Origin of the sequence: Cumulibacter soli, assembly GCF_004382795.1 — a bacterium.
GTDB classification, from domain to species: Bacteria; Actinomycetota; Actinomycetes; order Mycobacteriales; family Antricoccaceae; genus Cumulibacter; species Cumulibacter soli.
The window spans coordinates 61,128-86,106 of record NZ_SMSG01000001.1; the positions used below are offsets into that span (position 1 = coordinate 61,128).

23 protein-coding genes and 1 other RNA gene are annotated in these 24,979 nt (G+C 63.5%); 8 read left to right on the forward strand and 16 right to left on the reverse strand.

The window, feature by feature from the left end; all coding sequences use genetic code 11:
* Window positions 1-39 precede the first annotated feature (39 nt).
* Window positions 40-438: an MmcQ/YjbR family DNA-binding protein gene (locus tag E1H16_RS00305; protein WP_134321710.1), complete on the reverse strand. Its 399-nt coding sequence runs from the start codon at window positions 436-438 to the stop codon at window positions 40-42.
* A 69-nt stretch (window positions 439-507) separates the two neighbouring features.
* Here E1H16_RS00305 and E1H16_RS00310 point away from each other — a divergent pair, with 69 nt between their 5' ends.
* Both E1H16_RS00310 and E1H16_RS00315 read left to right on the forward strand, forming a co-directional pair.
* Window positions 508-2,892 (forward strand): ATP-binding cassette domain-containing protein, encoded by a 2,385-nt coding sequence (locus E1H16_RS00310; RefSeq protein ID WP_208378776.1) that lies wholly within the window; start codon window positions 508-510, stop codon window positions 2,890-2,892.
* Between the two features lie 245 nt (window positions 2,893-3,137).
* Window positions 3,138-3,926 carry a 2-keto-4-pentenoate hydratase gene (locus tag E1H16_RS00315; RefSeq protein WP_134321712.1) on the forward strand — a complete coding sequence of 263 codons (789 nt, stop codon included), beginning with the start codon at window positions 3,138-3,140 and terminating at the stop codon, window positions 3,924-3,926.
* Between the two features lie 56 nt (window positions 3,927-3,982).
* Here the strand turns inward: E1H16_RS00315 and E1H16_RS00320 are convergent, their stop codons facing one another.
* Both E1H16_RS00320 and E1H16_RS00325 read right to left on the reverse strand, forming a co-directional pair.
* Window positions 3,983-4,582: a TetR/AcrR family transcriptional regulator gene (locus tag E1H16_RS00320; protein ID WP_134321713.1), complete on the reverse strand. Its 600-nt coding sequence runs from the start codon at window positions 4,580-4,582 to the stop codon at window positions 3,983-3,985.
* Complete coding sequence (locus E1H16_RS00325; RefSeq protein ID WP_166741561.1) at window positions 4,582-8,109, reverse strand: indolepyruvate ferredoxin oxidoreductase family protein; 3,528 nt, start codon at window positions 8,107-8,109, stop codon at window positions 4,582-4,584. The genes E1H16_RS00320 and E1H16_RS00325 overlap by 1 nt, the downstream gene beginning before the upstream one ends.
* Window positions 8,110-8,335: 226 nt before the next feature.
* On the opposite strand from E1H16_RS00325, the gene E1H16_RS00330 reads away from it, so the two are divergent.
* Window positions 8,336-9,910 carry an ABC transporter substrate-binding protein gene (locus tag E1H16_RS00330; RefSeq protein WP_166741562.1) on the forward strand — a complete coding sequence of 525 codons (1,575 nt, stop codon included), beginning with the start codon at window positions 8,336-8,338 and terminating at the stop codon, window positions 9,908-9,910.
* 195 nt (window positions 9,911-10,105) lie between these two features.
* The gene (locus tag E1H16_RS00335) at window positions 10,106-10,969 is read left to right on the forward strand and encodes an NAD-dependent epimerase/dehydratase family protein (protein WP_134321716.1); all 864 of its coding nucleotides are present in this window, start codon (window positions 10,106-10,108) and stop codon (window positions 10,967-10,969) included.
* A 185-nt stretch (window positions 10,970-11,154) separates the two neighbouring features.
* On the opposite strand, the gene ssrA is transcribed toward E1H16_RS00335, so the two are convergent.
* Window positions 11,155-11,525, reverse strand: a transfer-messenger RNA (tmRNA) gene (gene ssrA / locus E1H16_RS00340).
* Window positions 11,526-11,747: 222 nt separating this feature from the next.
* Between ssrA and E1H16_RS18990 the strand changes: the two genes are divergently transcribed.
* Together E1H16_RS18990 and E1H16_RS00345 are read left to right on the forward strand one after the other, a co-directional pair.
* The gene (locus E1H16_RS18990; protein ID WP_424948518.1) at window positions 11,748-11,993 is read left to right on the forward strand and encodes a transposase; all 246 of its coding nucleotides are present in this window, start codon (window positions 11,748-11,750) and stop codon (window positions 11,991-11,993) included.
* The gene (locus E1H16_RS00345; protein ID WP_424948516.1) at window positions 11,884-12,333 is read left to right on the forward strand and encodes an IS5 family transposase; all 450 of its coding nucleotides are present in this window, start codon (window positions 11,884-11,886) and stop codon (window positions 12,331-12,333) included. Before E1H16_RS18990 ends, E1H16_RS00345 begins: the two co-directional genes overlap by 110 nt.
* Window positions 12,334-12,374: 41 nt before the next feature.
* Here E1H16_RS00345 and E1H16_RS00350 read toward each other — a convergent pair whose 3' ends face one another.
* The 9 genes from E1H16_RS00350 to panD all read right to left on the reverse strand — a co-directional run bounded on the left by E1H16_RS00350 (window position 12,375) and on the right by panD (window position 19,985).
* Window positions 12,375-12,827, reverse strand: a complete 453-nt coding sequence (locus E1H16_RS00350; protein WP_243837527.1) for an acetyltransferase — start codon at window positions 12,825-12,827, stop codon at window positions 12,375-12,377.
* Window positions 12,828-12,962: 135 nt separating this feature from the next.
* Complete coding sequence (locus E1H16_RS00355; RefSeq protein WP_134321717.1) at window positions 12,963-13,880, reverse strand: LysR substrate-binding domain-containing protein; 918 nt, start codon at window positions 13,878-13,880, stop codon at window positions 12,963-12,965.
* Window positions 13,877-15,469, reverse strand: coding sequence for an alkyl hydroperoxide reductase subunit F (gene ahpF, locus E1H16_RS00360; protein ID WP_134321718.1), 1,593 nt, complete (start codon window positions 15,467-15,469; stop codon window positions 13,877-13,879). The genes E1H16_RS00355 and ahpF overlap by 4 nt, the downstream gene beginning before the upstream one ends.
* Window positions 15,470-15,572: 103 nt before the next feature.
* Entirely contained in the window at window positions 15,573-16,148 is a 576-nt protein-coding gene (ahpC, locus tag E1H16_RS00365; RefSeq protein WP_134321719.1) for an alkyl hydroperoxide reductase subunit C, read from the reverse strand.
* A gap of 147 nt (window positions 16,149-16,295) precedes the next feature.
* Entirely contained in the window at window positions 16,296-17,207 is a 912-nt protein-coding gene (locus E1H16_RS00370) for an amidohydrolase family protein (RefSeq protein WP_243837529.1), read from the reverse strand.
* Between the two features lie 32 nt (window positions 17,208-17,239).
* The gene (smpB, locus tag E1H16_RS00375; RefSeq protein WP_134321720.1) at window positions 17,240-17,713 is read right to left on the reverse strand and encodes an SsrA-binding protein SmpB; all 474 of its coding nucleotides are present in this window, start codon (window positions 17,711-17,713) and stop codon (window positions 17,240-17,242) included.
* 94 nt (window positions 17,714-17,807) lie between these two features.
* Window positions 17,808-18,725 carry a permease-like cell division protein FtsX gene (ftsX, locus tag E1H16_RS00380; RefSeq protein ID WP_134321721.1) on the reverse strand — a complete coding sequence of 306 codons (918 nt, stop codon included), beginning with the start codon at window positions 18,723-18,725 and terminating at the stop codon, window positions 17,808-17,810.
* Window positions 18,726-18,783: 58 nt separating this feature from the next.
* The gene (ftsE, locus tag E1H16_RS00385; RefSeq protein ID WP_134321722.1) at window positions 18,784-19,473 is read right to left on the reverse strand and encodes a cell division ATP-binding protein FtsE; all 690 of its coding nucleotides are present in this window, start codon (window positions 19,471-19,473) and stop codon (window positions 18,784-18,786) included.
* 89 nt (window positions 19,474-19,562) lie between these two features.
* Entirely contained in the window at window positions 19,563-19,985 is a 423-nt protein-coding gene (panD, locus tag E1H16_RS00390; RefSeq protein WP_134321723.1) for an aspartate 1-decarboxylase, read from the reverse strand.
* Between the two features lie 85 nt (window positions 19,986-20,070).
* Here panD and E1H16_RS00395 point away from each other — a divergent pair, with 85 nt between their 5' ends.
* Both E1H16_RS00395 and E1H16_RS00400 read left to right on the forward strand, forming a co-directional pair.
* Window positions 20,071-20,865: a thioesterase family protein gene (locus tag E1H16_RS00395; protein ID WP_134321724.1), complete on the forward strand. Its 795-nt coding sequence runs from the start codon at window positions 20,071-20,073 to the stop codon at window positions 20,863-20,865.
* On the forward strand, window positions 20,862-21,650 hold the full coding sequence (locus tag E1H16_RS00400) for a DUF817 domain-containing protein (RefSeq protein WP_166741554.1): 789 nt from the start codon (window positions 20,862-20,864) through the stop codon (window positions 21,648-21,650). The genes E1H16_RS00395 and E1H16_RS00400 overlap by 4 nt, the downstream gene beginning before the upstream one ends.
* A gap of 105 nt (window positions 21,651-21,755) precedes the next feature.
* Here the strand turns inward: E1H16_RS00400 and ccsB are convergent, their stop codons facing one another.
* From ccsB to E1H16_RS00415, 3 genes are all read right to left on the reverse strand, one after another.
* Window positions 21,756-22,694 carry a c-type cytochrome biogenesis protein CcsB gene (ccsB, locus tag E1H16_RS00405; RefSeq protein WP_134321726.1) on the reverse strand — a complete coding sequence of 313 codons (939 nt, stop codon included), beginning with the start codon at window positions 22,692-22,694 and terminating at the stop codon, window positions 21,756-21,758.
* A gap of 234 nt (window positions 22,695-22,928) precedes the next feature.
* Window positions 22,929-23,753: an Fpg/Nei family DNA glycosylase gene (locus E1H16_RS00410; RefSeq protein ID WP_134321727.1), complete on the reverse strand. Its 825-nt coding sequence runs from the start codon at window positions 23,751-23,753 to the stop codon at window positions 22,929-22,931.
* Complete coding sequence (locus E1H16_RS00415; protein ID WP_134321728.1) at window positions 23,753-24,934, reverse strand: acyl-CoA dehydrogenase family protein; 1,182 nt, start codon at window positions 24,932-24,934, stop codon at window positions 23,753-23,755. Before E1H16_RS00415 ends, E1H16_RS00410 begins: the two co-directional genes overlap by 1 nt.
* Between the last annotated feature and the right edge of the window lie 45 nt (window positions 24,935-24,979).

A 24,979-nucleotide genomic window follows, 5' to 3' on the forward strand; every position in this document is an offset into this window, starting at 1 on the left:
GGAAACCCGGTACGCGCCCCTGTCGCGTTAGGTCGCCGGCTACCGCATCGCGTCCAGCTGCCGCACGAGCGTCTTGATCGCCGTATTGCGATACGACATCTCGACCAACTCGGCGACCTCCTGCCAGTCCGGTTCGCTCACCCGGAAATTCAGCCCCAACCACCCACTCGGACCGTAATAACCAGGCACGAAGAACCGCTCATCCTGCACGAGCGCGTCACGCTCGATCGCATCCGGCAGGAACACCACTGACTGCGCGCACTCGTCACTGGCGTGATCGCCCTTAACCACCGCACCGAAGATCGCGAAGATCTTCTTCGTGTAGAAGACCGGGTGCCCGTGCGAGATCTTCTCCTCCGCCGCCGGCAAATCCAACGCGACCGAGCGCAGTTCGCGCAAGTAGGGATCGTTCTCGTCAAAACGCGGTGGGTGAGCCATACATCGACGATAACCGCCGCCCGACGATTCACTGCTGTGATCGCGTCGTACTCGCCTAGAGTTATGCGCATGAGTTCCAAGGCCGCCGCCACCTCCGTGTCCGCCACCCACCCCGCCGACAGCCACGAAACAATCAGCGTCGTCGGCGCCCGGGAGAACAACCTCAAGAACGTCAGCATCGACATCCCGAAGCGGCGCCTGACCGTGTTCACGGGGGTCTCCGGTTCGGGCAAGAGTTCGCTGGTGTTCGACACCATCGCCGCCGAGTCGCAGCGGATGATCAACGAAACCTACAGCGCCTTCGTACAAGGATTCATGCCGAACCTCGCTCGACCGGACGTCGATCACCTGGACGGACTCACCACCGCGATCATCGTCGATCAGGAACGGATGGGGGCTAATCCGCGCTCGACGGTCGGTACGGCGACGGACGCGAACGCGATGCTGCGGATCTTGTTCAGCAGGCTCGGCTCCCCCAGCCTCGGCGCGCCGAACGCGTACTCCTTCAACATCCCCACGGTGCAAGGTAGTGGAGCGATCACCGTACAGCGCGGCGACAAGACGAAGGCGGAGAAAGCGACGTTCACCCGCCTCGGCGGAATGTGCCCGCGGTGCGAAGGCATGGGTGCGGTCAATGACTTCGACATGACGGCGCTGTACGACGATGAGAAGTCGTTACAGGACGGGGCGCTGACCGTCCCCGGTTACAGCATGGACGGCTGGTACGGCCGCTTGTTCCGCGGCGCCGGATTGCCGATGGACAAGCCCATCCGCTCGTTCACCAAGAAGCAGATGCACACGCTGCTGTATTCGGAGCCGCAGAAGATCAAGGTGGACGGCGTCAACCTGACGTACGAAGGCGTCATCGGCAAGATCCAGAAGTCGATGCTGTCCAAAGACCTCGACTCGATGCAGCCACATATCCGTCGATTCGTCGAACGCGCCGTCACGTTCCAGACCTGCCCGGAATGCGGCGGGACCAGACTCGCGGCCGAAGCTCTCGGCTCAAAGATCAACGGTAAGAACATCGCCGAGTTGTGCGCGATGCAGATCAGTGACCTCGCCGAGTGGGTGCGCGCCGAACTCACGGACGCATCCGTCGCGCCGTTGGTGAAGGGGCTTCAGCACCTGCTGGACTCATTCACCCAGATTGGTTTGGGGTACCTGTCGCTGGAGCGTCCGGCGGGCACGCTGTCTGGCGGTGAAGCGCAGCGCACCAAGATGATCCGCCACCTTGGGTCCTCGCTGACCGACGTCACCTACGTTTTCGACGAACCGTCCATCGGACTGCATCCGCACGACATCGATCAGATGAACGGCCTACTGCAACGCCTGCGCGACAAGGGCAACACCGTGCTGGTCGTCGAGCACAAACCCGAGATGATCGCGATCGCCGACCACATCGTCGACCTCGGACCGGGCGCGGGAACCGCCGGCGGCACGATCTGCTTCGAAGGCGACCTCAACGGTCTGCGCGCCAGCGATACGACCACCGGCCGCCACCTGGATGACCGCGCAGCAGTCAAGTCCGAGGTACGAGAATCCGGCGATTCACTGCAGATCCGAGGAGCAGCGACTCACAACCTGCAAAAGGTTGATGTCGACGTACCGCTCGGGGTGCTGTGTGTGGTCACCGGCGTCGCCGGTTCGGGCAAGAGTTCGCTGATACATGGATCGGTCGCGACCCGCGAGGACGTCGTGGTCGTCGATCAGTCGGCGATCAAGGGATCACGGCGCAGCAATCCGGCGACGTACACCGGATTGCTCGAGCCGATTCGTAAGGCGTTCGCGAAGGCCAACGGCGTCAAACCCGCGCTGTTCAGTTCCAACTCCGAGGGCGCGTGTCCGACGTGCAATGGCGCGGGCGTGATCTACACCGACCTCGGTGTGATGGCCACGGTCGAGTCGACCTGTGAGGACTGCGGCGGCAAGCGTTTCCAGCAGGAGGTGCTGCAATACACCTTTGGCGGCAAGAACATCGCCGAGGTGCTCGCGATGTCGGTCGCCGAGGCCGAGGCCTTCTTCGCAGACGGGGATGCCAAAACGCCTGCGGCGTACAAGATTCTCGACCGGCTGGAGGATGTCGGGCTCGGATACGTGACCCTCGGTCAGCCCCTAACCACGCTGTCCGGTGGTGAGCGCCAGCGGCTGAAGCTCGCCGCGCAGATGGCGGAGAAAGGCTCCATCTACGTACTCGACGAACCGACGACCGGTCTCCACCTCGCGGATGTCGAGCAGCTGCTGGGGCTGCTGGACCGCCTGGTTGATTCGGGCAAGTCCGTCATCGTGATCGAGCACCACCAAGCCGTGATGGCGCACGCTGATTGGATCATCGACCTCGGCCCGGGCGCCGGTCACGAGGGCGGGAAGGTGGTATTCGAAGGCACCCCGGCGCAGCTGATCGCCGATGCCTCGACGCTCACCGGTAAGCACCTCGCACAGTACGTCAACTGACACTGGTTACCTCGCGCAACGAGCTTGACGTCGGTTGACGCGTCGGGCCTCGAGCATCGGACCGCTCTCCCGCGCTGAACGTAGCGTGGGAGAGCAGGCGCCCCGCAACGAGGAACCCTTCGTGAGCGGCCGTCAGGCGTGTACCGGGGCGCGGCTCGGCGGTAGTGTCGCAGGAAAGGCGCCCTCACGGCGATGCAGCCACCCGGCGCCGTGATGCCCGTGTCGCTCGATAGATAGGAACCCGCGTGTCCGACTCATCCCACACCGTTGACGCCCAGCTGGTCAGCGAGGTCGTCGCTGCTTACACCCAGGTCGGCGGTGGGCCCGGCGAGCTGTCCCAGGCACCGGCTCCGCTGGCACTTCCCGAAGCGTTCACGGACCTGTCCGAATCCGAGGCCTACGCATTCCAGGAAGCACTCATCGACGGTCTGATGAGCACTTACGGTGGCCAGCGCCGCGGATACAAAATCGGCGGCGTCGACCCGTTCTACGGCGTACTGCTGGATTCCCACCTGATCAGCGAGGACGACGAGATCGAGCTCGCGACCGCGAACTCCCCGGTGTTCGAGCCGGAGATTTTGGTGCGCACCACCGCGGAGCTCGATGCGCAGGCCAGTACCGAGCACATCGCCGCATCCGTTGAGATGGCCGCCGGCATCGAGATGCCGGTCAGCAGATTCGCGAACTGGAGCCTCGCCTTCCCCCGCACCGCGTTGATCGCTGACAATGCCTTGTCGACCTACGTGGTGACCGGTTCGTCGTGGCTGCCGTCGCTCGCTCCGGAGGCCACGGTCAATGTCACCCTCACGCATCCCGATGGGGTTTCCACCGGATCACGCACCGCGGCGTCGGTCTACGAGGGCGTGGCCTGGCTGCTGAGCGCGCTGTCGTCACGTGGTCAGACCCTCGCGGCTGGGTCGCTCATCGCGACCGGCACGCTGCTGGCCAACCCGCCCGCGATCCCGATGACCGCAGGCACCTACAGCGCGTCGTTCGACAACGGACTCGGGACCGTCGCCATCACCGCGAAGTAGCCAACGCAAAGGCGGGGCGTCCGCAACGGACGCCCCGCCTTTCGGTTGCTGAACAGCTAGCGAGAGTGGATCTCGCCGGTCACGAACAGTTTCATTCCCTCGACGCCGTCGTACGGACTGCGCCCAGTGACGCTAATCGCCGACACACCCCACAGCATGCACCGGATCGAATCGACGGCCTGCGGCGCGGTCTGCTCGGTTACCTCACCGGAGCGGATCCCGATCTGCGCGATCGAGTCGTAGAAATCCAGGATCTCCTGCGTCACCGGCATCGGCTCCTGCTGCTCGGCGTTACGTTCCACCCAAGCGCGCAGGATGAACACGCCGACGTCCGGTTTGGTCACCGAACGACGGTACGCACAGTCCAACAGCGCCGCCGTGCACTCGCGAATCGTCTGCAATTCGGCGCACGTTGCTTTGAAGTCGCTGAGTTGGTCATCGGTCGCCGCGAGGTACGCCTCGTGGTACAACGCCTGCTTCGAAGAGAAGTAGTGATACAGCGTTCCCGAGGACACTCCCGCGGTCTCGGCGACCTGCCGCAATGTCGTACTAGCAAGACCTTGTCGCGCGAAGCGATGAATGGCGGCCTCGATCAACCCGGCGCGGGTACGCTCCGAGTCGGCGTCTGGTGGACGTCCGGCGGTCTTCGGCTCCATCAGCCCTCGGTCACCATGGCGTTCGGAGTATCGGCGAACTCCCGTACGAGCATCTGCATCTTCTCTTCCACTACTACTGCCGCTTCATCCTTAATCGTGTCGAATCCGCGGATCTCCGTTGGCAACGAGGCGATCTGGATCGCTAGATCCAGGTTCGCCGCATTCAGCTCGGTCGTGATCTCACCGAGGACCTTAATGTAGTCGAAGATGCGTGCGCGTTCGGCGCGACGGTGTTTCGTCATACCGAACACGTCCAGCGACGTACCGCGCACCTTGCGCGCCATCGCGAGTCCGCGCAGTAGCGGCATCGCCACCTGCGACGGGATCTCCCACTTCGCCGCGCGCCCGGTGTCCTTACTGCGGCGATTGAACATTTGCGGCGCGAAGTTCAGCTTGTACCGGTAGCCGGGCTCGAAAGCCTCGTCGAGTTGACGCTGGAAGTCGGCGTTCGTATAGAGTCGCGCGACCTCGTACTCATCCTTGTAGGACATCAACTTGAACAGGCTCTGGGTCGCCGCCTTCGTCAACTGCCCAGCGGATCCTGCGACTCGCGATTCAGCGTCGTACACCCGTCGCACCATGGCACGGAAGCGATCTGCCCACTGCGCGTTCTGATAATCGGCCAGGAATTCCGCTCGACGCTCGATCAACTCCTCGATGTTCTCCTCAACCGTCGCTGCATCGTCGGTCTGGTCGTGATCCACATCGGCGATCCGCTCGACGGCAGGTAGGTCCACGGCCGCGTGTCGGCCCCACATGAAAGCTTCCTGATTTGCCTTCACCGATACGCCGTTGATTTCGATGGCCCGCGCTATCGAAGCCACCGAGACCGGTAGCGCACCAATTTGAGCGGCGTACCCGAGCATGAAAAGGTTTGCGTAGATACCGTCGCCCATGAGGCGCGTCGCCAGCCGGGTTGCCGCGAGCACGTTGAGTCCTTCGCCGAGAGTCCGATCCAGACGACGAACCATGCCCTGCGTCGACATGTCCAGATCACGCGATCCCGCGAAGGCGACGGTGGGCGACACGTCGGCGTTAACCAAGGCCGTCGTACTACCGGAGCGTGCCGTGCTCAACATCGTTTGTGCGGCCGCGACGATCATGTCGGCGCCGAACAAGAGGTCCGCCGACGCCTTGCCGATCCGTGGCGACAGCTCGATCCCCGCCTGATCGACGATCCGCACGTGGCTGTGCACCGTTCCGTTCTTCTGCGCCAAACCGGACTCGTTCAGCACGCTGGCAGACTTGCCTTCGAGGTGGGCCGCCATTCCCAGCAGCGCGCCCACGGTCAGCACCCCACCGCCGCCGACCCCACCGATCACGATGCCGTACGGCGAGGCTGCATCGGCGATCTCGGGCGTCGGCAGGTCCCACCCGTGCTCTGCTGCGCTTGTTGCGACTCGGCCACGCTTGCGCGGGGTTGCGTCGTACACGGTGACGAACGACGGGCAGTACCCGTCGACGCAGGTCATGTCCTTGTTGCAGGAGGACTGGTTGATCTTGCGCTTGCGGCCGAGGTCGGTTTCCAGCGGCTCGACGCTGATGCAGTTGGACTGCACGTTGCAGTCACCGCACCCTTCGCAGACATCGGGGTTGATGAACGCGCGCTTGTTCGGATCCTCGGCATTCCCCCGTTTGCGCTCGCGGCGCAGCTCCGCCGCGCAGGCCTGATCGAAGACCAATGCCGTGACGCCGCTGATGTCGCGTAGCCGCCGCTCGACATCGATCAGGTCGTGCCGCTCATGCACCTTGACCCCGGTCGGGAACGCCTGCCCGCCGCGGTACTTCGCCGGGTCGTCGGTGAGTACGACGACCTCTCCGACTCCTTCGGCCAACAACTGGCGAGCGACGTCCTGCGCGGTCAACTGGCCGGGGATGGACTGCCCGCCGGTCATCGAGATGTAGCCGTTGAGCAGAACCTTAAAGGTCATCGTCGTACCGGCCGCGACGGCTGCTCGAATGACCATCGACGCGGAGTGCGAGTAGGTGCCATCACCGACGTTCTGGAAGGTGTGCTCCTGCTCGGTGAACGGCGCCATCCCGATCCACAAAGCGCCCTCACCGCCCATGTGGGTGGACATGAAGGTGTCGCGGCCCGGGACATTCAACATCCCAGCCATACCGTGACATCCGGTGCCGCCGATATTGAAACTGCCCTCGGGGACCTTGGTCGAGGAGCTGTGCGGGCATCCGGAGCAGAACCCTGCGGCGCGGACGAGTTCATCACCGCCGGCGTTCTGCACGGTGAGACCCAACAAGTCCAGCGACTGACGCGGGCGCATCTTCTGCAGTTCGTTCTCGTCCAAGCCCGAGGTCGAAATCCGGCGGAACAGCACTCGTGAAACGAGTTCGGCGTCGAGCGCGCCATGCTCGGGAACAAGTCGCGCACCGGTCTCATCAGTCTTGCCCACCAGCACGGGCCGCTTGTCGATGGGTAGTTGGCGGATGAGCCGCGCGACCTGGTCCTCGATGATCGGGTGTTTGGGCTCAACGACGATGATCTCATCGTGGTTCGCCGCAATATCCAGGATGCATTCGGGCTCGACCGGCCACGTCATACCGAGCTTGAGCACGCTGATACCGAGCTCAGCCGCGCGAGTGGCATCCAGACCGAGGTCACCGAGTGCGTCCATCACATCGAGGTGGGTCTTGCCGGCGGTCACGATCGCGATAGTCCGCGGCATAACTGACCCGGTGCGCGCGACGGTCACCTTGTTGAGGTCGTTCGCCCGCGCGAAAGCGCGTGCGGCGTCGTACCGCACGGTGCGGATTTCCTCTTCAAGTCCGACTGCGCCGCCGAGGCCGGCGGCCCCGGGCCGAGCGGCGCCTAGCGGCAGCGGCCGCGCGGTGCCCTCGGGCAACACGATTCGCGGGTGCGCGGGGTCAACGGTGACCGTTGCCGCGCTGTCGATGATGTCGTTAAGACAGATGAAGCCGACCCAACTGCCCGAGAACCGAGATAGCGCCCAGCCGTACAGCCCGTAGTCGACGACCTCCTGAATCGAGGACGGATTCAGGATTGGCATGTGCATATGCACGAAGAGAGTGTCACTCTGCTGCGCGGTGATGGTGCTGCGTGCGTCGTGGTCGTCACCGGCGAGAGCCAGCACACCACCTAGCGGCGCGACGCCCCGGTAGCTAGCGGTCCGCATCGCGTCGACCGATCGCTCGACACCAGGACCCTTGCCGTACCACATGCCGAAGACGCCGTCGTACTTCGACGTGACCGGCCCGATGTTGAGGTATTGAGTCCCCGAGATCGCGGTCGCCGCGATGTCCTCGTTGATGCCCGGCTCAAAGTGGATGCGGTTCTTCTTCAGTCGATCGACCTCCGCGCGCAGCAACGAGTCGAGACCACCCAACGGCGAGCCGGGATAGCCGGACACATAGCCGGCGGTATTGCGGCCCTCAGCAACGTCACGCGCACGCTGCATCAGCGGTAGTCGGGCGAGCGCGTCCCAACCGGTGAGGTACACACGTCCGGTTTCGCGGTCGAACCGATCGTCGAGGGTGTAGTCCCTGTCCATTCTGTTGCCTCCAGTCACCGATGCGCATCGTCCGCCGCCGGTGTGGCGGTGGCGCGATCTAGGCCTCCAGCAATAATCGGCCGATCGGCCGATCATGTCAACCGGACACCCGAGCGCGACGCTGCGACGCTTGACCTCTCGACTCGACACGTGTTATTCCTGTTTGATTCGACCGACCGGCCGATTCATTGCGACACGTTCGGCCGCGTGGCCACGAGGAGATCCCATGAAGTTTCCCGTCCGCCCTGCATCAGCGGTGCTCGCGCTGACCTTGCTCACGTCCGGTTGCGGGTCCGCTCCGGAGAAGTCGACCTCCCAGGCCGTCACGGATTTCCCCAACAGCATCGACGTCCAAGAGGGATGGGACCCGGAGGCTCACTTCGATTGGGCATACGCCTCATTCGTCGGCTCGTGGGACCCGATGCTCAGCTCCACCGGCGGCGACATTGTCTGGTACAGCCAGATCTACGACACCCTGCTCAACCTGACGCTCGAGGGAACGCCGGAGCCGAGACTCGTTACCGAATGGGAAGCGGCAGAAGACAACAAGTCGGTCATCTTCACCCTCCGCGACTCAGTGAAGTTCAGCGACGGCACACCATTCGACGCCGACGCCGTCAAGTTCAATCTCGAGCGCTACCTGAGCGAAGACAGTCTGATCTCCAGCGAGATCGCGCAGATCACCTCGATCGACGTCATCGACTCCGCCCACGTCAAGATCACCGTCAGTAGCGGCCTCGGCGCCCTGCTCTCAGCGCTGACCGCGCGCGCCGGGATGATGGTCTCCCCCACGGCAGCTAAGGCAGGCAACTTGGGTGGGACGCCGGTCGGGTCCGGCGCATACACGATCACGAAGATTCTGCCCGGAGATCGCGTCGAGATCGAGAAGACTGACGACTACTGGGATCCGGACGCTCAACGCGTAGCCACGATGACGCTGCATTACATGGTCGATGACCAGGCTCGGCTGAATGCGCTGAAGTCAGGTGAGCTCGATGGTGCCGTACTGACCCCCGACCAGATCGACTCGGCGGATGCCGCCGACCTGCAGGTGGTCGCCGAACCGAGCACCGCGTTCATCTACTTCATGGTGAATACGGGTCAGGAGCCGTTCGATGACGTCCGGGTGCGCAAGGCGCTCAATCACGCTGTCGACCGCGAAGGCATCGCGAATGGGCTATACCAGGGCCACTGCACCCCGTCGGTACAGCCGTGGCCTTCCTCCAGCATCGGCTACAGCGAGACGGTCGGCGACGGACTCGACGTGTACAACTACAACCCGCAGAAGGCAAAAGACCTGCTGGCTGAAGCCGGAGTCAAGGACCTGAAGATGACGTCAGTGTCCGTCAACATCCCCACCTACGTGAAGGTCGCCGAGGTGGTTCAGGAAAACCTCAAGGACGTTGGGATCGACCTGACGGTCACACAGGTTCCGGCGCCTGAGGTCATCGACGACTTCGTCACCAACCAGACCGCCCAGGCAAACATCAACCCGTACAGCGGTTTCTCCGATCCGCACGGGGTCATTGCCCGCAACTTCATGCCCGAGTCCCTGTTCAACATCGGCGAACCGATGCCTCAGGAGATGCTAGATCTCGCCATTTCCGCGGCGGACCCGGTGGATCCGGCCGACCGCACCCCGCTCTATGACGAGTTCATGCAGCAGTGGATGGAGAACCCGCCGTACCTGATGTCGATCTGCCTGCAGCACAGCGCAGCGGCGTACGGCCCGGGCGTTTCCGGTGTCTCGCAGGACCTGAGCGGGTGGGCGAATTACCGCGGCGTCGCCGTGGCAGAGTGACGCGGCTGCGTTTGCAGATAGATCTGCGCGAATGCGCTTCGTCCGATCCTGGACGCCCAGTCGCTCGGTCGGTTCGACACCGATCGCGTTGGCGGCCTTCGTGCAGCGCACAGGATCGCGTGAAGCAGACTAGAGCCGTGACACCACACTCGCTGAACTCACCGACCACACCGCGCACGCCGATTGCTGATATCGATGCATGAGCCCACGACGCTGATTGTCGGCTGCGGCGATCTGGGTACCGAGATCGGGTTACGGCTGATCGAGCGTGGTCATCGCGTCATCGGATGGCGCCGCGCCGTGCCTGCCGACATGTCGCCCATCCAGTTCCAGGCAGTGGATGTGCTGGCACCAATAACGACGGGCATTCCCCGCGTTGAGTACGTGGTGTGCGCGCTCGCTCCGCGCCGCGATGGCAGCGATATCTATGAACGGACCTACGTCGAGGGCGTACGGAACACGTTGCAGGCGCTGAATGCCGCCGGCGTCACGCCACGTCGGGCGCTACTGATCTCTTCCACCTCGGTGTACGGCGATATGGCTGGTTCCATCTCCGAGGAAACGCCGATCGCGGCGGCATCAGGGCGCGCAGCCGTGCAGTTGGAGACCGAGGCGCTGTTCGGCTCGCACTTCGCGACGAGCGCGACGACGGCAACAGTGCTGCGATGTGGCGGCATATATGGACCGGGGCGTGGCCGCCTTCTCGAGCAGGTACGCACCGGGTCCGCGGTTATTCCGCAGCAGTCGACGAAGACCAGCAGGATCCATCGCGACGATGCGGCTGGCGCCGTCGTCCACCTGCTCACCCGGCCCGACGAGCCGGAATCGCTTTATCTAGGCGTAGACGACGAACCGGCCGAACTCGGCGACGTACTGCGCTTCATCGCCGACCAACTCGGCGTCCCCGCGCCCCTTATCGGAGAGGTGCAGCGACGACGCGGCGGAAATCGTGAGTGCTCCAACGCGCGCTTGACGGCGACCGGCTTCAGGTTTCGCTATCCGGACTTCCGCTCCGGATACGCCCAGGAGATCGGTTCTCCACGCGAGCGCCACCCGTAGGACGATCTGCGGTGGAGTTGAGCACGCTAACGTGCGATTAGCGTGCTCAACTCCCCCGCAGATCCGAAAAGTGGAGGTGCCGGGAGCCGTCGCCGCTCGTACCTCGCGGCATCCTCCCGATTCCCGCAGAACGCAAAAGTCGTTCTGCGAACCCACTCGCAAGCTCGGGGTCCGCAGAACGACTTCGGTGGAGGTGCCGGGAATCGAACCCGGGTCCTATGGCGGTTTAACAGGGCTTCTCCGGGCGCAGTGCACGTGGTCTCTACTCGGCCCCAGGATTCATGTGCACAAGATCCTGTGACAGGCCCAGTCACTGTGAAATGTCCCGCGCGACCCCGTGACCGGGTCGGTTGGTGATCCTCCTAAACGATGCCAGGGTCCGGGCCGGAGGCCTCCCGGTCTGACAGACTCGCCTACTGCTTAGGCAGCGAGGGCGAAGTCGCGCTGATTAGATTCGGCGCTTATTGGTTTACGACGCGTGGTTTACGAGATCATCGTCGCCTTCCTCGGCCCGCTTCACCTGTCGCGACGTCCACAGTCGAGACCGTTCACCCCCTGGATGGGGATAACGCTGGTGACAGCGTTATGTTTCCCTATTGAGTTGTCGGTTGATCATCCTACAAGGCCTCAACGACACGCGGCCAGCCAATATTCCTGGCCGCGACGCACGAAGTCCATCGCCCGATCCGGACGCCGGCGGCTCCACTCCCGCGCTAGGGCGTGTTGCTAAACCCTTCTGACCGGCTGTTCGACGAGTCTTGAACGCGTGTCGCGTGATGTGATCTCGGATGAGGCCTGGGCTGCGATCGGCCCGTTGTTCCCGAAGATGAAGTCGACGGGCCGGCCGCCGGTGGATCGTCGCACGGTGGTGGAGGCGACGGCGTGGCGGTTCCGGACGGGTGCTCCGTGGCGGGTTGACGACGAAGAACCACCTGGTCTGCGACGGGAAGGGCCGCGCCCTCGCGTTTATCCTCACGCCCGGGCAGGCAGGGGACACCAGCATGCTGACCGCGACGTTGAGTGAGATCCGCGTCCAGGGCGCGAGAGGCAGGCCACGGTCAAGGCCGGACAGGGTGCTCGCGGACAAGGGCTACCCGTCGAAGGCGAACCGAGCCTGGCTGCGAGAGCGCGGGATCGCTGCGACGATCCCCGAGCGTGACGACCAGATCGCCCACCGTCGCAAGCGCCGAGGACGACCGATCGACTTCGGTCAGGACCAGCGGGCCCGGTACCGAGACCGCAACGTCGTCGAGCGGTGCTTCAACAAGCTCAAGCAGTGGCGCGGGATCGCGATGCGCTCAGACAAGACGGCTCGCAACTATCACGCGGGAGTGTGCCTCGCTGCGACGCTCCAATGGCTGTAGTTCGGCCAGGAGAGCCTCTTACGGGGTGGCGGATACGCGGGTCAGGACGGCTCGTTGAGCTTCATGTGGAGCAACGGGTACGGCCGACCAGCCTCGTCCGTCTCGCTGCGACCAACGACCTCGAATCCTCGGTGAGCGTAGAAGTCTGCAGCCGACACATTCTGTTCGTTGACATCCACCTTGGCGACGCCGCGCTCCGTGATTGCATGGTTGAGAAGCGCCGTGCCGATTCCAGCTCCGCGTCGCGTCGCGTCAACGAACAGCATCTCCAGATTACTGTCGAGAACACCGGAGAATCCCACCGGCTCACCATCAAGCTCTGCGACCGAGAGGGTCACGGCCGGGAAGTAGTCAGACTGCAGGCGGCTTTCGATCTCGTCGCGATGAGCATCCGCGAGGAAGTCGTGCGTCGCATCCACCGCGCTGCGCCAGATCTCAACGAGCGCCGGGTACTCCGCAGCCCCGGTTGACGGCCGAATACACAGAGCAGGCACGGTGGGTTCCCCTCGCGAAGACATCATCAGCCCATCATCCCAGGGCGATGGCCGACGCATACGCAGCGGTCACCTGATTAGCAACACGTCCTAGGGGCTCACTCCGCCGACGATCCGTGAGGTGCTATCGGCGGCTTACGACGAAGGTAGCGGGGAGACTTCCGACGGCAGGGCTGCGCGGATTGCGCCGGCGATCTCATCCAGCAGATCCCGCTGCACGCTCGTACGCCGCCACACCATCGCGATGTCTCGGTGCGGTGCTGGCTCGGCGAATCTACGCAACGCCACACCGGGATTAGGCACCACCGGGTGCACCACAGACAACTGCGGCATCAGCGTGATCCCCACGCCGGCGGCAACCATCAACCGCAACGTCTCCAGGCTCGTAGCCTGGAATCCGCGGCGCTCATCCGTCCCCGCTGCCCGGCAGACTTCGAGGGCTTGATCACGCAGGCAATGCCCCTCGGTGAGTAGCAGCAGATCCTCCCCCGCCACCTGCGAACTCGGCATCGGCGTCTTGTCGTCGGCCAGCGGATGCGTCGCCGGTACGGCGAGCAGGAATTCCTCCCGGAACATCGGCTGGACGGCGAGCGATTCGTCGTCGACCGGCATCGCTATGAGCGCCGCATCCAACGTCCCGGCATGCAGTTGCGACAACAGCACGGGGGTCTTCTCCTCGACCAACAACACCTCGAGATCGGGGAAACTGGCGTTGACGGTCCCGATCACGTGCGGAAGCAGGTAGGGCGCCAGCGTCGGAAACACGCCGAGCCGAACCGATCCCGCGTGCGGATCCCGCGACTGTCGGGCGAGACTGCGTATCTCGTCGGCGTCCGCCAGAATGTGCCGAGCGCGCCGCACGACGCGTTCGCCAACGGCGGTGAACAGGACCTGACGCGACCCACGCTCCACGAGGTCGGCACCCAACTCGGATTCAAGTTTGCGAATCTGAGTCGACAAAGTCGGCTGGCTGCAAAAACTCGCCTCCGCGGCTCGGCCAAAATGCCGATGCTCGTGGAGCGCTACGAGGTACTCCAGGTCCCGGATGTTCACACGCTCGCCAACTCACCAGCCTCGGTGGGCACGTCCTGGCGGATCAGATAGTCAAACGCGCTCAGCGCGGCTGTCGAACCGCCGCCCATAGCGACCACGATCTGCTTGTACGGCGTGGTCGTCACGTCACCGGCGGCGAAGATCCCTGGGATGTTTGTCGCACCCGCGGCGTCGACGATGATTTCGCCGCGTCCGGACAGTTCGACGCCCGAGGAACTCAGCCATTCGGTCACCGGCAGCAGGCCGATCTGCACGAATACCCCGTTGACCTCAACGGTCTTGAGGTCGCCGCTGTCGCGATCTTCGTACTGCACCGCCGTCACCTCGCCGCCATCACCCACGATTTCGGTCGTACGCGCCGATCGTACGACGTCCACGTTCGGCAGGGAATCCAGTTTGCGCAGCAAAACAGTGTCCGCGCGCAACTCATCGAGGTACTCGATCACGGTGACATGACCGGTGACCCCCGCGAGATCGATCGCGGCTTCCACACCGGAGTTACCGCCACCGACAACCGCAATCGGCTTGTTCTTGAACAGCGGACCGTCACAGTGCGGGCAGAACGTCACGCCCTTGTTGCGGTACTCGTCCTCGCCGGGCACACCGAGCGTGCGCCACCGCGCGCCCGTCGCCAGCACGATCGACTTAGCTCGCAACACTCCACCGCCTGAGAATCGGACCTCGTGCAGCCCGCCGTCCGTCGCCGGCACCAACTCGGACGCGACGACGTTGCGGATCTGATCGATCTCGTACTGCGCAGCATGCTCGCCCAGCGCGGCAGCAAGTTTCGGTCCTTCGGTGTACGGCGTCGACACAAAGTTCTCGATCGACATCGTGTCGAGCACCTGGCCACCGAGCCGCTCACCGGCTAGACCAGTGCGGAATCCCTTACGTGCCGCGTAAATCGCCGCCGATACGCCGGCCGGGCCAGACCCCACGACGAGTACGTCGTACGGCGCCCGCTCATTGAGGGATTCGGCGGCACGCGCCGCGGCGCCGGTATCCAACTTCGCGAGGAAGTCGGCGATGTCCATCCGGCCGGAACCGAACTCGGCACCATTGAGGTAGATCGTCGGTACAGCGAGGATCCGGCGCTCATTGACCTCGTCCTGGAACAGTGACCCCTCAACCGCAGTGTGCTTGATCCGCGGGTTGAGCACGGCCATCGCGTTCAGCGCCTGCACGACCGTCGGGCAGTTCTGGCAACTCAGCGACATATACGTGGTGAACTCGAAATCTCCCTCGAGTGCCTGCACCGCGTCGATCAGTGACTGCTCTTCCTTCACCGGGTGGCCACCGACCTGCAGCAGGGCGAGCACGAGCGAGGTGAACTCATGGCCGAGCGGCAGTCCGGCAAATCGCACTGAGATGTCGGTACCGGGGCGCACGATCGCAAACGACGGGGTGCGCGCATCGTCATCGGTCCGAACGTGGGTGACGCGATCAGAGCAGGCAGCGATCTCATCGAGCATCTCGCGCATGTCCTGCGACTTGGGCTGATCGTCATCGAGCGAACTACGCAACTCGATCGGTTCACGAACGAGCTCAAGGTATCCGGTCAATTGGGCAATCAGGTCTGCTTCAAGCATGTGAATCTCCACTGGTCAGCGGGTGAAAGGACTAATCGCGGTGGCAACGGCCGATCGGGCCGTTGCCACCGCGATCAGTGAGGTGCCGGTGAGCGCAGATCGGTTAGATCTTGCCAACCAGGTCAATTCCGGGCTTCAGCGTTGCGCTGGCCTCTTCTTCTTCCCACTTCGCCGGGCAGACCTCACCCGGGTGGTTGCGGACGTACTGCGCGGCCTTGACCTTGCGCATGAGCTCAGCGGCGTTGCGCCCGACACCTTCGCAGGTGGTCTCGACGAACTGGATGACGCCGTCCGGGTCGATCAGGAAGGTCGAACGGTCGGCCAGTCCTTCGCCTTCGCGCATGTTCTGGAAGTTGTTGGTGATGACGCCGCTCTGGTCGCCGAGCATGTAGTAGTTGATCTTGCTGATCTCCGGCGATGCATCGTGCCACGCCTTGTGCACGAAGTGGGTGTCGGTGGACACCGAGTAAACCTCAACGCCGAGCTTTTGCAGCTCGTCGTAGTAGTCCGCGAGGTCGGCGAGCTCAGTCGGGCACACGAAGGTGAAATCGGCCGGGTAGAAGAAGACGATCGCCCACTTGCCGAGGACATCCTGCTCGGTGACCGCGACGAAGTCCTTCTCTGTGGCCTTGTAAGCCATCGTGGAGAAGGGAAGGATCTTGGTGTTGACAAGCGACATGCAGCGGCTCTCCGTACTCGATTGAATGCGCCTCAGGATCGGCGAGGCGTTATAGCCATCCTATATCGATACCGGACTTTTCAAGAGTCAGAGTCGATTGTTTGTTCGAATGCTAACGATAGACGTCGTCTATCGACTAGTAGCCTTTCAATTTGTAGCATCTGTCACATCGGCTAGCCTAAGTAACCGTTTCCCGTTCTCCCAGAGGACCTTTCGCAGCCACTCATCGCCCAGCCCCAACCGATCCAACGCCTCCAGCTGGTGCGCATAGGGATACGGGATATTCGGGAAATCCGAGCCAAGCACGACCTTGTCCCCCAGCTCGGCTAGACGCCACACGTAGTGGTCCGGCATCGGCGTCGTCGCCTCGACGAAATCCGTTCCCGCCATCGTGGTGTCCAGGTGCACGTTCTCGAACTCACCAGCGAGATCGGCGAATGCGTCGTACTCAGACATACCTAGGTGCGCGACGACGAACGTCATTTTCGGGAATCGTTTCAGCACGCGCCGTACCTGCTCGCTACCGGTGTGCTCGCCAGGCACCGGCGCGTCGCCGGCATGAATCACTACTGGAGCACCGGCGGCCTCCAACTGCTCCCATGCCGGGCTCAGCTGCGGATCCTCTGGCGAGAAACCACCGACCTGAATGTGGACCTTGAACAGCCACGCCCCGCGATTGAGCGCCTGACGCACGTACCGCTCAACGTCCGGCTCGGGGTACAACGTGCCGCAATGGATCGAGTCGGGAACGCGCCGCGCGAACTCAGCACACCAGATGTTCAGGAACTCAGCCATTCCGGCCTTATGTGCGTAGGTCAGCGCTGGTATGGCCCTCATACCGAACTCGCGGCACAACTCCAGCCGTCGTTCCTCATCGAACCGGTACGTGATCGGCCACTCGCGGCCATACTTCTCTGGCGAACCGGCCGCGTCAAAGTACGCCCAGACCTTCTGCAACACGTTGTCCGGCATGAAATGCACGTGGATATCGGCCAAGCCGGGGACACCGAGTCGTTCCAGGTACGCGGGGATCTCGGAGTCAGTCTTCGGAGGATTCACGTGCCCCACGGTATCGAATCCGAATCGCCGTCCTACATGCCCTTGATCCGGCGTCCCATCTCCCGGCGGATCTCGCGATCAGCGTCACGTTTGGCGATGTCCTGGCGCTTGTCCCATTCCTTCTTACCCTTGCCCAGCGCGATCTCGACCTTGACGCGACCGTCTTTGAAGTACAGCTCCAACGGCACGATCGCCACGCCGCCGTCCTTGACCTTGACCGCGATCTTGTCGATCTCCTTGGCGTGCAGCAGCAACTTGCGCGTACGCCGAGGCATGTGGTTGGTCCATGATCCCTGGGCGTACTCGGGGATGTGCAGGGCGTGCAGGAAGATCTCGCCGTCCTCGACCATGCCGAACGCGTCGATCAGGCTGGCACGACCCGCACGCAACGACTTCACCTCGGTGCCGTGTAGGACGATGCCCGCCTCATACGTATCGAGAATGTTGTAGTCGTGGCGGGCGCGCTTGTTGCGCGCGATGACCTGCTGGCCGCTTTCCTTGGGCATTCGTTCATTCTCCCACGGTCCGGCAAAGCAATTGCCGCCGAGCGTCTATGCGCTCGGCGGCAATTGCTACCGATTGTGTCTTGAGGCTGCAGTATTAGGTGCGCACGTACAGCCGCAGCGTCAGCCACGCGGTCACACCGGCGAGCAGGACACCCGCGCCGGCGATCAGCGGCGATACGGCCCAGATGTCCGATGCGTGCACCGGCGGAATCGTGCCGCTCTCGATCATGCTGGCGAAGGCGCCCTCGACCAGGAAACGCTTGGTGGCGAACAGGCCCGCGACCGCCAGCGCCGCACCGAGCAGACCCGCCACGGCGGCTTCCAGCACGAACGGCACCTGTGTGTACCAGCGCGATGCGCCGACCAGTCGCATAATGCCGGTTTCGGTACGTCTGGTGAACGCGGCCAGCTGAACCGTATTAGAGATCAGCAGCAACGCTGCGATCGCGCCGGTTATCGCGATAGCAATCGTGGCGTTACGTAGGCCATTAAGAACCGAGAAGAGTTTGTCGAGCACCTCCCCCTCGTCCTGCACGGTGTTGATGCCTTCATCGAAGGCCACCTCACCACCGCTAGTAGACACCGTGAAGGCCTCAGCGATCGCCTCATAGCGCTCGGCGTTAACCAGGCTCACGCGGTAGGAGGCCGGGATCGCTTCAGCTGGGGTGTTCTCGACGAAGGCCTGCTGCGTCTCGAACTGCTGCTTGAACCGCTCGTACGCCTCTTCCTTCGACTCGTAGAAGTACTCGGAGACCTCATTGTCGGCCTCTAGGTCGTCGAGCTTGCCCTCGATGGCGTCACGCTGCTCGTCGGTGACGTCGTCATCGAGGAAGATCGACACCTGGACCTTGTCGTAGTAGATGTCCTTCATGGTGTCGATCTCGCGCTTGATCAGCAGACCAGCGCCGAGCAGGCCAAGGGAGATCGCCGTCGTCAGGATCATGGCGATCGTCATCGTCAGGTTGCGACGTAGACCCGCGCCCACCTCGGACAGGATGAACTTCAGACGCATTGGTTCCTCTGGGGTTGGTGGCTACCGAAGCTAGCCATGGGAAGAATGACTGGCTCCGCTAGCGGCCGACGCCGTACACGCCGCGGGTCTGGTCACGCATCAGCTGACCCTCATCGAGCTCGACCACGCGACGACGCATCGCGTCGACGATATTGGCATCGTGCGTAGCCATCACGACCGTCGTGCCGGTGCGGTTAATCCGCTCGAGCAGCAGCATGATGTCCTGGCTGGTCTCGGGATCGAGGTTTCCGGTCGGCTCGTCGGCCAGCAGCACCAGCGGACGGTTCACGAACGCGCGCGCGATAGCCACGCGCTGCTGCTCGCCACCGGACAACTCATGGGGCATACGGTCGGACTTACCTTCGAGGCCGACGAGCTCCAGCACCTCGGGGACGACTTTGCGGATCGTGTTACGCGGCTTGTTGATGACCTGCAGCGCGAACGCGATGTTCTCCGAGACTGTCTTGTTCTTCAACAGTCGGAAGTCCTGGAACACGCAGCCGATCGTGCGGCGCAACTTCGGCACCTGCCACTTGCTCATCTTGTTCAGGTGCTTGCCGTTGACGTGGATGTCGCCCTTCGACGGCGTCTCCTCGCGCAACAACAACTGTAGGAAGGTCGACTTGCCGGAGCCCGACGGGCCGATCAGAAAGACGAACTCGCCCTTCTCGACCTGAAGCGACACGTCGTCCAAGGCGGCACGGGTGGACGTCGAGTAGAACTTGCTGACGTTCTCAAAGCGAATCACAACGGACGAGCCTACCCCGTCGTTATCAATTTGTAGTCAAATTCGACTGTGACGCTCGCTGCGTGCCGTGCATCGGCAACTCAAATGCGTTATCGGGCGCCCGCGATCGCGTCGCCGCGGACCAGCGTTTCATCACCAAATGTGTCGGCGGGGTCAGCGCCCAGGTTCACGATCGTGTTGTCGGCATCGACGAAAACCACGCTCGGCTGGAATTCCTTGGCCTCAGCGGTGTCCATCTGCGCGTACGCGATCAGAATGACCAGGTCGCCGGGATGCACTAGGTGGGCGGCGGCGCCGTTGATACCGATCACGCCACTACCGCGCTCGCCGGCGATCGTGTAGGTCTCCAGGCGAGCACCATTAGTGATGTCGACGATGTGTACGAGTTCACCGACGAGGAGATCGGCGGCATCCAGCAGATCCTCATCAATGGTGACCGAGCCGACGTAGTGCAGGTCGGCCTGAGTCACCGTTGCGCGGTGGATCTTGCTCTTCATCATGGTGCGAATCATTCGCGATTGTCTCCTGGGACTGGACTGGATCACGTCCTAACCACTCCACAGGATACGGCCAAAACCCACCGTCTAAGTTAGGTGTATGTCACACCCCACGCTCGATGCCGAGGCGTACTACCTGCCGGGCGGAGATAACCGCTACCGGCCTACTGAGGCCACCACCAGCCCGTGGAACGACGCCGCGCAACACGGTGGGCCGCCGTCGGCGCTGCTTTCCCGGGTGATGAGCGACCTGGTGGATCCCGGCTTGCGCCTGGGCCGCCTCGCGGTCGACTTCCCCGGACCGATCCCACGTACTGAGTTCACGATCGACGCGAAGGTCACCCGCCCTGGACGTCGAGTGTGCCGGACCGAAGCGGCAATGATCGTCGATGAGAAAGTCGTGGCCTCAGCGAGTGCTTGGCACATCGCGACCGGCGAGCGCCCTCCGACGGACGGCGTCCACGACTTTGCTGCGCCGGCGTTGCCGGATGCGCAACCCCAGCGTTTCTTCCCCGGCATGGACGACTGGGGCCATGGCCGATCAGTGGAGTGGCGCTTCACTCACGGCGCGCTCGCCGAGCCGGGTCCCGCCGGCGTCTGGACCCGGTTGCGTCAGCCACTGATCGCCGGACGTGATCTCGCCGGGTTCGACCGCGCGATCGTGGTTGCCGACTCCGCGAACGGGGTCTCGAACGAACTGCCGTTCGGCGAGTGGCTGTACATCCCGCCCACCATGACGTTCACGGCACTGCGCGCACCGGTCGGCGAATGGGTATTCCTGGATGCGCGAACGACCCTCGCGGGCGATGGGGTCGGTATCGCCTCCGGGTCGCTAGGCGACGCCGAAGGGCTGTGCGGTCTGGTCGCGCAGCCGCTGTTGGTCACCGCCGTGTGAGGAGGTTCCTTGCGCAACTGGTCCGGTTCGGATACCAGCAGGCGCTGTCATGCCTCTATCCCGCGTTGGTGTTCGCCGGGATCGCTGTGGCACAGGTCGTCCCGTTACCGATCGCGGCGTACGACGCACTCCTTATTTACTGTGTCGCGCTGACGTTCGGGTTCTGGGCGCTGGGTTTGGAAACCTGGCGAGAAGTGGCTGTGATCTTCGGGTTTCACCTCGTTGGGCTGGCGCTGGAGATCTTCAAGGTCGCCGAGGGATCGTGGGCATATCCCGGCGAGGGCTGGACCAAGATCGGCGGCGTACCCCTGTTTTCCGGATTCATGTACGGCGCCGTCGGTTCGTATATCTGCCAAGCGTGGCGTCGACTCGACCTGCGGCTGGCGCACTATCCGGCGGTCTCAGCTGCGATCATCGCGGTGCTGATCTACGCGAACTTCTTTACCCATCACTGGATCGCGGACCTGCGGCTCTACCTTGCGCTGGCGATGCTCGTCGTCTTACGTCGCTGCTGGGTGTATTTCACCGTCGGTGATACGCGCTACCGGATGCCGCTGGCGCTATCGTTCGTGCTGATCGGATTCTTCCTGTGGCTGGCCGAGAACCTCGGGACTTTGCTGCAGGCGTGGCAATACCCGAACCAGACCGAAGTGTGGCAGGCCGTACACGTGGAGAAACTAGGGGCGTGGGCCCTGTTGGTGACTATGAGCTTCGTGATGGTCGCCGCGATCAAGTCGCGTGAGGGCGTGCTGTACCACCGTGGCGCCGAGCCGACTGTGACCTAGCGGCCAGTGCCTACTAGCGGTCGGCGCCCTACTCGGCGGCCGGTGCCTACTCAGCCGCAGGTGCCGCTGCCCGTACCCCGGTCGCGCCGCGATTGAGCAGCGTTGTCACGCGTAGGAATGCAGTCCCGAGATGAGGTAGTTGATCACGAAAAGGTTGAAGATGATCGACACCAGGCCTGCGACCGCGATCGATGACGCCTTCTCCCGCCACCCGGCGGTCGCACGCGCATGCAGATACGCCGCATATAGCAGCCAGGTCACCAGCGAGATGGTCTCCTTCGGGTCCCATCCCCAGAAACGTCCCCATGCCGCCTCGGCCCAGACAGCGCCAATGATCAACGCGAAGGTGTACAGCGGGAAGGCCAGTTTGACGACTCGATGCGTCGTGGCGTCCAGCGATTCGCTCGAGGGCAGCTTGTCCCACATCGTGTGGCGGTCATCATCGCTACGCGTAGTCCGCTCCCGGCGGCGCTGGATGATCGCCAGGACGCCGAGCACTCCGGGGATCAGCAACAATCCGCTGGTCGCCGAGATCGACGTGACATGAATCAGTCGCCAGTAGGAGTTCAGCGAGGCCATCAGCGGCCCTGCCGGGGTAAACACCACCGTCCCGGCCACGAACGCGAGGATCGTGACGGCGCCGAGCACGAACACCGCGAGCCCACTGTTGCGGAACGGCTTGGCCACCGCGACGTACGCCGCGGCCACCAGGCACATCAGCATCAACAGTTCGTAAACGTTGCCCAGGGGGAATCGCTCGGCGGCAATCCCACGAAACAGGAAGGCGGCTGCGTTCAGCGCGATACCCGTCAGCAGCATCACCATCGATGCGGCCGACCATGCCCTCCGGCGTTGCGTGGAATACGCGGGCTCAGCCGCCTCGGCTTTCTCCAGCAGGTCGCCGGGGTCGCGCTGAGCTGCGACGGCGAGCGCTTTACGGCGAACCGGCGTGTGTGCGAAGAGTACGGCGAGGCAGATGGTGGCCAGTGCGTACGCCGTAGCGGCACCGACGAACAGTTGATCGGAGAGCTGGGCGACGTTCATACACACACCATATTCACTTCAAGGCCGGGATACGCACGGCCGGTCAGGTGACTGCCGTCCCACAGGACATAACCCGTCGTCCCGAGAGCCTCGCCCCGCCGTCGGAAAGGCAGCGCCTCGTCACTGGAAGCTTGTAAGGGCGCTGCTGAAAACGCAGTCTGTGCGCTCCCTTACCTCGCATACATCGATAAGGCGCCGCAGACGCTGCGTGTTCAGCACGTTGGGTCGACGAGATCAGGTGCGGCGTTGGCAGCCGCCGCACCAGTACAGTTTTCGCCCGGCCAACTGGCGCATGCGGATCGTGGACCCGCAGCGCTCGCATGCCTCACCATCGTGTTGGTAGACGTAGTTAGGGCGGTCGTACTCGGCTTTCAGTCTTCCGGAAGCGATGTCCTGCTCGGCCGCGATGACGTCTTCCTCAACGGTGATGATCCGGCCGGTGTGGACGCCGACATTCATCAGCCGCACCAGATCGGCCCAGATCCCGTCGAAACTCGCCCGCTTGATTCTCCTGCCTGCGTACGCCGGGCCGATGCGTTGCCGGTACAGCACTTCGCACCGATAGATGTTACCGACGCCGGCGATGACGCTCTGATCCATCAATAACTCGCCGATGCTCTTCGTGCTTCGCTGCAGTTTCGCCCATGCCGGGTTTGGGTCGGCACCGGGCTGCAACGGGTCGGGGCCCTGCCGGGCGATGAGGTCCTCGATCTCCAGCGGCTCCACGATCCGACAGACCATCGGTCCTCGAAGGTCAGCCGCGTACTGCTCGTTCAGAATCCGCAGCCGCACGATCCCCGTCACCGGCGGCTCGATGCCTCCGGCGGCGTGCGTGACGTCGAACTTGCCGATCAGCCCGAGGTGCACATGCACCGTGCGCCCGCCGATTTCCAGGAACAGCAGTTTGCCGTGCGCCCAGGCACGCTCAAACAGATGCCCGTCCAGCAGCGCAGCCGAGGAGGCAAAGCGCCCCTGCGGGCTGGTGACCTGCGGACTGGTGCCCGCGAAGACCGCCGTGAGCCGACGTGCGAGCCGGTGAAGCGAATGACCTTCGGGCACTAGTACGACCGCGGCAGACCGAGTTCACGCTCGGCGATGTAGTTCAGCACCATCTGGTTGTTCACCGGCGCGATCCGCATCAGTCGCGATTCCAGGAAAAACCGTCCGATGTGGTACTCCCGAGCGAAGCTGTAGCCGCCGAAGGTCTGCATTGCCCGATCGGCGCACTCAAACGCAGCTTCGCTGGCGAGATACTTGGCCGCATTGGCCATGGTGCCGACCTCACCGGCGCCCTTCTCGGCGTACTGCGCGGCGCCGTCGTACAGCACGTTCGCCGCCGAAACAAGTTTCAGGAAGGAGTCGGCGAGCGGATGTGCGACCGCCTGGTTCTTGCCGATCTGACGATCGAAGACCACCCGTTCCTTCGCGTACGTCGTTGCCGCGTCCAAGGCCCACCGCCCCATACCAAGCGACTCGCTGGCGAGCATCAACCGCTCGGAGTTCAGGCTGTGCAGCAGGTGATAGAACCCGCGGCCCTTCTCCCCCACGATGTCGTCCTCGCTGACCGGATGGTCCTCAAAAAAGACCTCGGCCGAGGCGACTGCATTGCGGGCGATCTTGCTGATCGGCTGGATCTTGATCGTGTCGGCCCGCAAGTCGGTGAGGAAGAGCGTGAGACCCAACGACTGGTTCTCCTCGCGCCCCGGGGTCGACGTGCGGGTCAGCACCATGATCTTGTCGCCGCGGAGCGCACCTGAGTTCCACACTTTGCCGCCGTTGATCAGGTACTGCCCCGACGAGGCCTCGCGCGCGGACGTGCGGATCTTCGTGGTCTGGGTTCCCGCGTCCGGTTCGGTCACGCCGAACGTGACGTACTGCTGGCCGCCGGCGATCGCTGGGAGCACCTCGCGTTTTTGCGCTTCGGTGCCGAACGCGGAGATCGCCGCCAGACTGAGCATCGGAATGTGCACCGTGGAGCAGCCGTTCATCGCTGCGCCGGAATACGCGATTTCCTCGAGAATCGCGCACATGTCCGCCAGTTGACCGCCGTCACCGCCGTACTCCTCGGGTACGAGCACACCCATGAATCCGGCGTCGGCGAAGGCGCGGAAGAACTCCTCGGGGAACTCGTGCGCGCCGTCGCGCTGTTCCCAGTACTCCGGCGGGAACTTCGCGCACAGCGCGCGTACGGCGTCCCTCAAGTCGGCATTGGTCTGCAGATGCGGGAACCGCGCGCTCACGTCGGGCCCTCCTCGAGTTGATCCGTGCACTGACGCACTGGACGA